Origin of the sequence: Phocaeicola intestinalis, from assembly GCF_014837065.1 — a bacterium.
In the GTDB taxonomy this organism is placed as follows: domain Bacteria; phylum Bacteroidota; class Bacteroidia; order Bacteroidales; family Bacteroidaceae; genus Phocaeicola; species Phocaeicola intestinalis.
Genome location: NZ_JACSPP010000087.1, coordinates 1 through 9794, shown reverse-complemented (window position 1 = coordinate 9794; position 9794 = coordinate 1). Strand labels below are relative to the sequence as shown.

Here is a 9794-nt window from a genome sequence, read left to right as displayed (position 1 = left end):
AATCGCCCAAAGCACACACGAAAACGGATACATCAAGCCAAGAAAAACTTTTTGGAGAAATTCAAAACAGCTTCTGAAAGGTTCAGTATCTGTTTCAGGCTGCCTGGATTGATAACGCAACCCAATCAGAAACTCCAACTGTTTTGATTACTTTTGGAATTTGATTACCAAATTAATTAGATGCCCATCACATTTTTCTTTGATTAATTCAAAACAGTCTCCAAGGAGTGGGGGAAAATTATACACCTTAATATCAATGCCCAAATGAAAGAACCATGGGGTATGCATGTGAAATCTATATACAGAAGAAGGTTTTTCCGTAGATTTTTCCTACATTTGCATACTCAAACCAAAAAAAGAATGCCATGAATTTTATCGGAATCATTCCTGCAAGATATGCATCAACTCGTTTTCCTGCCAAGCCGCTGGCATTGTTGGGAGGAAAACCGGTTATTGAACGAGTGTATGAACAAGTATACGGTGTATTTGATGATGTATACGTGGCCACTGACGACGAACGCATCGAAGCTGCTGTTAAGTCGTTTGGTGGAAAAGTTGTAATGACCTCTGCTGCGCACCGGAGCGGAACAGACCGTTGTGCGGAAGCTTACCGGAAAGTGGGAGGAGAATTCGACGTAGTAGTCAATATCCAAGGCGACGAACCTTTCGTCCAACCTTCGCAGCTGAAAACTCTCAAGGCCTGTTTTGACGACCCTGCTACACAGATAGCTACGCTGGTGAAACCCTTTAATGCGACAAATGGATTGGATGCACTGGAAAATCCCAATTCGCCCAAGGTTGTGGTAGGGAGAAATGGTAATGCTTTGTACTTCAGTCGTTCCATCATTCCTTTCCTGCGTGGGAAAGACCGCCAAGAATGGTTATCCTCGCATACATACTACAAACACATCGGACTGTATGCTTATCGCTCTCAGGTACTGAAGGAAATTACAGTCCTGCCCCAGTCCCCGCTAGAACTGGCCGAATCGCTGGAACAACTACGCTGGTTGGAAAACGGATACGTCATCAAAGTGGGTATCAGTGATGTAGAAACAATAGGCATAGACACCCCGCAAGACTTGGCTCGTGCCGAGAAGTTCTTGCAAGAACATTTCCAACAGCTATGAGTCTTGACAGAACAACAGCTCCTGAAATACGCCAGATAGAGCATTTCTCGATACCGGAACCCGAACGTTACGTGCTGCGTAACGGCATCCCAGTGAACATCATGCAGGTGGGCGATGAAGATGTCATCCGTTTTGACCTGCTGATGAAGGGTGGGCAATGGAACCAAGAGCAACCTTTACAAGCAATGTTTACCAACCGTATGTTACGCGAGGGTACTCGCTTATTGACATCGGCGCAAATAGCGGAACGTTTGGACTATTATGGTGCGTGGCTCGATTTGTCTTCATCGGTCAACTATGGTTTTATCACGCTATATTCGTTGGGTAAGCACTTTCCACGCACTGTTGAGGTGGTGGCTTCGATGGTGAAAGAACCTGTATTCCCGGAAAAAGAACTTTCGGTCATCGTCAATGCCAATAAACAGCAGTTCCGGGTGAATGCCCGTAGGGTGGACGTGATGGCCCGTAAACGATTGAATCGTGCTCTTTTTGGCTCTACACACCCATTGGGAAGATACGCTGAATTGGACGACTACGACCACATCACTCGAGACGCATTGGTGCGTTTTTATCGTACTTATTATCATTCAGCTAATTGTTCGATGTACGTATCAGGCAAAGTAACTCCCGAGATATTGCGTTGTATCGAGCAGCATTTCGGTGAAACATCTTGGGGCGAAAGTTCGCACACAGCTACCTTTGAGCAATATTTACCCGATACGGAGAACTGTCGCCGCCTCTTTGTGGAAAAAGACGATGCTCTTCAAAGTTCGTTGAAGATGGGTGCCTTCTCGCTTCCCCAGCAGCATCCCGATTACCTGAAGCTACGCGTGCTGGTCACACTGTTTGGCGGTTATTTCGGGAGTAGGCTGATGTCGAACATCCGCGAAGAAAAAGGATACACTTATGGAATAGGTGCCGGACTGGTCAATTATCCAGGAATAGGCGTGCTGGGCATCAGTACTGAGGCTGCCAACGAATATATAGAGCCAATCATTACCGAAGTATTCAAGGAAATGGATCGCCTATGCTCGGAAAAGGTGTCTTCCGAGGAATTGGAGATGGTGCGCAATTATATGCTCGGCGACATGTGCCGCTCTTATGAAGGTGCGTTCTCACTTTCCGATGCATGGATATTTATCGAAACCACCGGATTGGCAAACGATTTCTTTGAACGCTCCCTGGAGGCTATTCGTGAAGTAAGTACCGATGAAATCCTGTCGTTGGCACAAAAACATTTTTGCAAAGAAAACTTAATAGCAGTAGTAGCAGGTAAAAAAGTGTAATGAAATTGTCACGGCTGGTTGAAAAAAACTAATTTTGGACGATTTAAACAAATAAGTAGAATAAGCATGAATAAATATATAGGATTATTTTGTGCCTTTTTGGCCATGGGGAGCCTGTGCGCTTCCGCCCAAATGTCGTTGGGTTACTATAAATTCAAGGACGGGTCGGAATACACTGGTGAACTGAAGAGCCGTCGCCCGAACGGCAAAGGAAAAACCGTATTCAAAAACGGAGATATCTATGAAGGGGAATATGTGAAAGGCAAACGACAGGGAACGGGAACCTATACTTTCGCCGATGGGGAAAAATACGTAGGTGAATGGTTCGAAGACCAGCAGCATGGCAAAGGTACTTATTACTTTATGAATAACAACCGCTACGAAGGAATGTGGTATCAGGATTTTCAGGAAGGCGAAGGTACGATGTACTATTACAACGGTGACAAATATGTAGGTTCCTGGCACCACGACAAACGGAACGGCAAAGGTATTTATACTTGGAGCGGAGGTGCCAATTATGACGGAGAGTGGAAAAACGACCTGAAGGACGGATCCGGTGTGATGATTTGGGAAGATGGCTCAAAATATGAAGGACAGTGGAAGAGTGGCGAGCGCGACGGGCAAGGTACTTTCTATTATACTAATGGCGACAAATACGTGGGCGATTGGGTACGTGATGTACAGCACGGCAAAGGCGTGTATCACTTTCAGAATGGTGAAACATACGAAGGGGATTACGTGGATGGCGAACGGACTGGAACAGGAACCTACACCTATCCGAATGGAGACAAGTACGTGGGTCAGTTCAAGAACGGCAAACAGGAGGGAACAGGAACATTTACTTGGCAGAACGGTGCCGTGTACGAAGGTGAGTGGGAAAACAACCAACGCTCTGGACACGGACATTACAAATGGGGTAACGGTGACGAGTATGAAGGCGAATGGAAGAACAATGTTGCCGAAGGGCAAGGAGTGCTTCACATGCAAGACGGCTCAGTATATACCGGAAGTTTTGCAGGAGGCAAGGAGCACGGCAAGGGCACAATTGTCAACAAAGACGGTTCGCGCTTTGAAGGCTTTTTTAAGCATGGTAAGAAAGACGGAGCTTTTGTGGAAACCGATGCGCAAGGAAATGTGACACGCCAAGGCACCTTCCGTAACGGACGGTTGCTGAATGCGGCAGACAAGAAGTAGTAACCGGCATGGCTATGATGTATCCAGACAATACGCATATAAGTATTAAAAACATTTAGAAACTGCTTTGGATTTATCGTGTGTTGATTGGGGAGGAGAGACGCAAAATCTTGCGTCTTTACTATGAGGAAGATAGTGGGGGGGTATCTGACGAAGAACAGAAACGGAAAGGACCCCCAAATTACCTAGAGCACACACGAAAACGAATGCATCAAGATGAGAAAAACTTTTTGGAGAAATTCGAAATAGTTTTATACCATATTTGTATGCCGATTCAAGGATTATGATAAAACCAGGGAGAGTGGTTGGCTATAACTCCCAAACGCATTAACGGAAAAATAGAATAAAGAATGAGAATCATCGGAAATTTATTGTGGTGGCTCTTTGGCGGACTGGAAGCCGCAATCGGATATTTTACAGGCAGCCTGGCTATTGCCTGTACCATCATCGGCATACCGGTTGCCTTGCAAACATTCAAGATTGGGCTGCTCTGCCTGTGGCCTTTCGGTGCAGAAGTAAAGGATACGGAATCACCTACGGGATGCATTCGTATCCCACTCAACCTGTTATGGATTATTTTCGGTGGGCTAATGGCATGGATTATGCACATTTTCTTTGGCTTATTGCTTTTCATCACTATTATCGGCATCCCTTTTGCCAAACAACATTTCAAGATGGCAAAGTTATCCTTGGCACCGTTTGGCAAAGATGTGTCACTCAATCTATGAATACAATGATGGATTTAACATTACTTACCGAAAAAGTTCGCGCTGTGGCTATCGAGGCTGGTGCATTTATTCGTGAAGAACGGAAGAAATTCGACTGGAATGCTGTCGAGAAGAAACACGCACACGACTATGTGTCATACGTAGATAAGGAGTCAGAGAAACGTCTCGTATCCAGTCTCAATGAATTACTTCCAGAAGCAAGTTTCATCGCAGAAGAAGGAAGTGTGCCTCAAAACGAAAATGCGCCATATTGTTGGCTGGTTGACCCGCTGGACGGCACCACTAACTTCATTCACAACAATGCTCCCTATTGCGTCAGCATTGCTTTGCGTGACCAAAAGGAATTGCTACTGGGCGTGGTTTACGAAATCACACATGACGAATGTTATTGGACCTGCAAAGGATCCGCTTCGTACTTGAACGGAAACAAGATACACGTGTCACAAGTAAACGCATTGGAAGATGCTTTTATTGCCTTAGGCTTTCCTTACGACTCGGACGCTTACAAGCCCATAGCCATACATTTGGTCGACCGCCTTTATGGGTACGTAGGAGGATTGCGTCTGATGGGGGCTGCAGCAGTCGAGTTGTGTTATGTGGCAGCTGGACGCTTTGAGGCTCGTATTGAGGCTTTTCTGGGACCGTGGGACATTGCAGCAGGTGCTCTCATCCTGCAAAACGCAGGAGGCCAGGTAACCGACTTCAAGGGAGGAAATACGTACCATTCCGGACGGCAAGTCCTGGCTTCCAACGGTAAAACACACACCGAATTGTTGAATATCCTTGGCGAGTGGTAAAATACTTCCGCTTTGTTGGCTTATTTCCAACTTTTTTTGTATGTTTGTGTCACCAAAAAAGAAAGGACATGAACATATCAGAGATAATAGAGTTTCTGAAACAACTGGCGGCGAACAACAACCGAATTTGGTTTCAGGAACATAAGGCGGAATATTTGCATGTACAGGAAATGTTTAACGAACTGCTTGCCGCGCTTATCGCACGTATCGCTGTGTTCGATAAAAGCGTGGCACATGTCCGTCCGCAAGATTGTACTTACCGCATTTACCGCGACATTCGTTTCTCCTCAGACAAGTCGCCTTACAAGCGGCACATCGGTGGATATATTAATGCCAAAGGCAAAAAATCAAATCATTGTGGTTATTACATCCACTTGGAGCCAGGTAATTGCATGTTGGCAGGAGGTAGCTGGTGTCTGCCGGCAAATGTGCTGAAGGCCGTCCGGCAGTCGGTGTACGACAACATTGACGAATTCCGCGCCATTGTAGAAGCCCCTGCTTTCAGACGGTATTTCCCCGTTATCGGCGAAGAGCACTTGAAAACCCTGCCAAAAGGATTTCCCAAAGACTTTCCTTATCCCCAGTATCTCTGTTGTAAGGATTATTCGGTGTCTTATCGGGTATCAGACAACTTTTTTGAAGTTCCCGATTCCCTGGAACAGACTGCTGAAGTGTTTAGGCAAATGAAGCCTTTTGCTGATTTTACTAACTTTACGATAGACGATTTTGAGTAATTTCTATTATCAAACCTTATAAAACGATACGACTATGGTTGTCGACAAACTGGAAAACATGGAAAAATATGTGTCGTTGAACCCGCTGTTCGCCGATGCATTGGCTTTTTTGAAAGCAACCGACCTAAATGCCCACGAATTGGGCAAAATGACTCTGAAAGAAGGTGAACTCACCGTCAACTTTTCGCAAACCCGTCCAAAAACGAAAGAAGAGGCGAAGCTGGAGACCCACAACAACTTTATCGACATTCAAATCCCGCTTTCGGGAGTGGAGCTGATGGGTTACATGCCGCGCACCGACTTGCCCGAAGAAGAATACAATGCGGAAAAAGATATTACCTTCTATAAGGGCTTGGCACCTGACTACCTGACCGTGAAGCCAGGCATGTTCGCCATTTTCTTTCCTGAAGACGCGCATGCGCCCGGCGTAACCCCCGATGGAGTGAAAAAAATTATCATAAAAGTAAAAGCAAACAGATTAAAAGGCTAATACCATGGACGAAGAATTGAATATCATTAAGAACGACCCTTGGCTGGAACCATACAAGGATGCCATCACAGGCAGACACCAGCATGCCATTGACAAGGAAAAGGAACTGACTGGAAAGAAGACCCTGGCAGACTTCGCTACCGGGCATCTTTATTTTGGACTTCATCACACCGAAAAAGGATGGACTTTTCGCGAGTGGGCTCCCAATGCTACTGCTATCTACCTTATCGGTGATTTCAACGGCTGGCAGGAACAACCCAAGTTCAAATTGAAGAAAGTAAAGAATAGTGGAAACTGGGAAATCAATCTGCCGGAAAAAGCCATGAAGCACGGCGACCTGTACAAGCTGAAAGTGTATTGGGAAGGCGGATGTGGCGAACGCATTCCTGCGTGGGCTACCCGTGTGGTGCAGGATGACGAAACCAAAATATTCAGTGCGCAGGTGTGGAACCCAAGCAAACCTTACAAGTTCAAGAAAAAAGTCTTCAATCCCAATATCTCGCCCCTGATGATTTACGAATGCCACATCGGTATGTCGCAGGACGCTGAGAAAGTGGGCACATACAACGAATTCCGAGAAAATGTGCTTCCGCGTGTGGTAAAAGGCGGTTACAACTGTATTCAAGTCATGGCCATTCAGGAACATCCTTATTATGGAAGTTTCGGCTATCACGTATCAAGCTTTTTTGCACCTTCTTCCCGTTTCGGAACGCCTGAAGAACTGAAGCAACTTATCGACACAGCTCACCAAATGGGCGTGGCAGTCATCATGGACATTGTGCACTCTCATGCCGTAAAGAATGAAGTGGAAGGATTGGGCAACTTTGCCGGAGACCCTTGCCAGTATTTCTACCAAGGCGACCGCCGAGAGCATCCGGCTTGGGACTCGCTCTGCTTCGATTATGGAAAGAATGAAGTGCTTCACTTCTTGCTGTCCAATTGCAAGTACTGGCTGGATGAGTTCCATTTCGATGGGTTCCGGTTCGATGGTGTTACTTCGATGCTTTATTACAGCCACGGTCTGGGAGAGGCGTTCTGTAGCTATGAAGATTATTTCAACGGCCATCAGGACGACAATGCTATCTGTTACCTCACATTGGCAAACAAATTGATACATCAGGTGAATCCGCGTGCCATTACTATTGCTGAGGAAGTGTCGGGTATGCCGGGGCTGGCAGCACCCTTCGCCGATGGAGGCTACGGCTTCGACTATCGTATGGCAATGAACATTCCTGACTACTGGATAAAAATCATCAAGGAACGCCGTGATGAGGACTGGAAACCTTCCAGCATGTTTTGGGAAGTAACTAACCGCAGAAAAGATGAGAAGACCATCTCGTACTGCGAAAGTCACGACCAGGCATTAGTGGGTGACAAAACCATTATCTTCCGGTTGATAGACGCGGACATGTACTGGCATTTCCGCATCGGCGATGAAAACGGTACTGTAGAACGGGGTATCGCCCTGCACAAAATGATACGCCTGCTTACGGCATCTACCATTAACGGTGGATACTTGAATTTCATGGGTAATGAGTTCGGTCATCCGGAATGGATTGACTTCCCACGTGAAGGCAATGGTTGGTCGTATAAATATGCCCGCCGTCAGTGGCACCTGGTAGATGACCCAACTTTATGTTACCACTATTTGGGCGATTTCGATGCAGCCATGGTACACCTTATCGAAAGTGTAAAGAACATCCAGAAGACTGATGTCATAGAAGTATGGCACAATGATGGAGACCAAGTATTGGCTTACCGTCGGAAAGACCTGATATTCGTATTTAATTTCAACCCGACCCGCTCGTTCACCGACTATGGATTTCTGGTTCCGAGAGGCGAATATCATGTGGTGTTGAATACAGACAGTAAGGAATTCGGTGGCTTTGGATTTGCTGATGATACAGTAGCCCATTTCACCTGCGCCGACCCGCTGTACGCGAAAGAAAAGAAAGAATGGCTTAAGCTCTACATTCCTGCCCGTTCGGCTGTAGTACTCAAACGCCAGAAATAAACTAAAGGAGGCGTGTCTGGGCAAGTTCCAAGGCACACCTCCTTATTTTACTAGAACCCCGTAGAGATATGAGTGAATACATCCATACCGCATACAAAAAAACTGCTCGCATACAGACTGTCGTATGCGGTCTTCTTTTTTCTGCATTTAGTTTTACCTACCTATATGTCTTCCAGAGCGATATCCTGGAAGCGTTGCATTTTTCATTAGCTCACGGCAAAACACATTTTGCCCCTTTGGCAAGTGCCATTATCATCACCGTTATTTTATTGTTACTGCGCTGGGGTGTCAACAGCCTGCTAGGCTTGAAGGGTAATGTGCGTGCTTTATCTTATTTTCCTTCCTGCCTTATTTTAGGCGCATTGACCGATGTGGGAAAAGATGTCTACACTGGCGGTTACCATACTTTCTGGGGCTGGATGCTCCCGCTTGTACTGATGATTTACATTGCAGTGGCATATTGGCTGCGCCGTATCTTCCGCAATCAGCTAAATCACGAAAGCAATCCTATCATCCTTATGAATTGCAATATACTGATAGTGATAGTACTCTGTTTGATGGCTGCGCTTATCGGAAATACCAATCGTGCTTTCCATCACGAACTAGAAGCCGAACATCATTTACGTTTACGGCAGTATCAGCAAGTCTTAAAGGCAGGAGAAAAATCGCTGGAGGCTTCCCGGACGTTAACCGTACTTCGTTCAATAGCTCTCTCTCATACCGGTGAGCTGGGCAAACGCCTTTTTACTTTTCCACAGCATTACCGATCTGGCGGATTATTTTTTGCCGATGACTCCACTCAGACCTATCGCTATACTAACGATTCCATCTATTATCTGCTAGGCGTACGGCCATATGCAGGCGAAAAGTGGCTGACTTTCTTGCAAAACATCTGCTACAAAGGTACGGGAAAATACACAGCTCTAGATTATTATCTCTCGGCTCTATTGCTCGAAAAAGATTTGGATACGTTTGTTAAGGCTGTGAATGACCTCTATGAAATTGAGGAGGAGCTGCCTCGCCATTACAGCGAAGCCCTGTTGATTTATCGAGACTCACATCCCGAATACCCAGTGCAAATAACCGACAGCACCTTGGTCAAACGTTACATTACATACAGGGAACGTCAAGTTGGATTCACCTCATACACAGAGGAACGGAATAGAATGCGCCGTGAGTTTGGCGACACCTATTGGTGGTACTTCGACTACCAGGAATAACCAGATTCGTACTTGTAGAAATTCAAAATAGTTTCTTAATCCTCAAACAGAGCAATAAGAGAGTATTTTTAATTTTTCCGATAAATTTGTTTAGCGGATATGATCAATGTATGATTGAAAGGTTCAGTATTCAAGTTTCGCAAGTTCAACTTGCAGCTTTTAATCTATAAATGTCGCAAATATGTTTCATATCTTCCTCCCTGT

General features: G+C 45.6%; 9 protein-coding genes. All 9 read left to right on the top strand.

Features of this window, described 5'->3' with window-relative positions; all coding sequences use genetic code 11:
• The first annotated feature begins 365 nt into the window (after nucleotides 1–365).
• Entirely contained in the window at nucleotides 366–1127 is a 762-nt protein-coding gene (gene kdsB / locus H9625_RS16415) for a 3-deoxy-manno-octulosonate cytidylyltransferase (protein WP_087251547.1), read from the top strand.
• Complete coding sequence (locus H9625_RS16410; RefSeq protein WP_087251548.1) at nucleotides 1124–2413, top strand: M16 family metallopeptidase; 1290 nt, start codon at nucleotides 1124–1126, stop codon at nucleotides 2411–2413. Before kdsB ends, H9625_RS16410 begins: the two co-directional genes overlap by 4 nt.
• 66 nt (nucleotides 2414–2479) lie before the next feature.
• Complete coding sequence (locus tag H9625_RS16405) at nucleotides 2480–3607, top strand: MORN repeat-containing protein (protein ID WP_022039485.1); 1128 nt, start codon at nucleotides 2480–2482, stop codon at nucleotides 3605–3607.
• A gap of 350 nt (nucleotides 3608–3957) precedes the next feature.
• Complete coding sequence (locus H9625_RS16400) at nucleotides 3958–4335, top strand: YccF domain-containing protein (protein WP_022039486.1); 378 nt, start codon at nucleotides 3958–3960, stop codon at nucleotides 4333–4335.
• A 5-nt stretch (nucleotides 4336–4340) separates the two neighbouring features.
• On the top strand, nucleotides 4341–5132 hold the full coding sequence (locus tag H9625_RS16395) for an inositol monophosphatase family protein (protein WP_087212549.1): 792 nt from the start codon (nucleotides 4341–4343) through the stop codon (nucleotides 5130–5132).
• Between the two features lie 68 nt (nucleotides 5133–5200).
• Nucleotides 5201–5866 carry a DUF2461 domain-containing protein gene (locus tag H9625_RS16390; protein WP_191765360.1) on the top strand — a complete coding sequence of 222 codons (666 nt, stop codon included), beginning with the start codon at nucleotides 5201–5203 and terminating at the stop codon, nucleotides 5864–5866.
• Between the two features lie 34 nt (nucleotides 5867–5900).
• Entirely contained in the window at nucleotides 5901–6356 is a 456-nt protein-coding gene (locus H9625_RS16385; RefSeq protein WP_022039489.1) for a YhcH/YjgK/YiaL family protein, read from the top strand.
• Nucleotides 6357–6360: 4 nt separating this feature from the next.
• Nucleotides 6361–8370 (top strand): alpha amylase C-terminal domain-containing protein, encoded by a 2010-nt coding sequence (locus tag H9625_RS16380; protein WP_191765358.1) that lies wholly within the window; start codon nucleotides 6361–6363, stop codon nucleotides 8368–8370.
• 68 nt (nucleotides 8371–8438) lie between these two features.
• Nucleotides 8439–9590: a DUF6057 family protein gene (locus tag H9625_RS16375; RefSeq protein WP_087398086.1), complete on the top strand. Its 1152-nt coding sequence runs from the start codon at nucleotides 8439–8441 to the stop codon at nucleotides 9588–9590.
• Nucleotides 9591–9794 lie beyond the last annotated feature (204 nt).

Coding starts and splice junctions, on each gene's coding strand:
- H9625_RS16390 (WP_191765360.1), top strand. CDS start 5,201: ATGAACATATCAGAGATAATAGAGTTTCTGAAACAACTGGCGGCGAAC.
- H9625_RS16385 (WP_022039489.1), top strand. CDS start 5,901: ATGGTTGTCGACAAACTGGAAAACATGGAAAAATATGTGTCGTTGAAC.
- H9625_RS16400 (WP_022039486.1), top strand. CDS start 3,958: ATGAGAATCATCGGAAATTTATTGTGGTGGCTCTTTGGCGGACTGGAA.
- H9625_RS16380 (WP_191765358.1), top strand. CDS start 6,361: ATGGACGAAGAATTGAATATCATTAAGAACGACCCTTGGCTGGAACCA.
- kdsB (WP_087251547.1), top strand. CDS start 366: ATGAATTTTATCGGAATCATTCCTGCAAGATATGCATCAACTCGTTTT.
- H9625_RS16375 (WP_087398086.1), top strand. CDS start 8,439: ATGAGTGAATACATCCATACCGCATACAAAAAAACTGCTCGCATACAG.
- H9625_RS16395 (WP_087212549.1), top strand. CDS start 4,341: ATGATGGATTTAACATTACTTACCGAAAAAGTTCGCGCTGTGGCTATC.
- H9625_RS16410 (WP_087251548.1), top strand. CDS start 1,124: ATGAGTCTTGACAGAACAACAGCTCCTGAAATACGCCAGATAGAGCAT.
- H9625_RS16405 (WP_022039485.1), top strand. CDS start 2,480: ATGAATAAATATATAGGATTATTTTGTGCCTTTTTGGCCATGGGGAGC.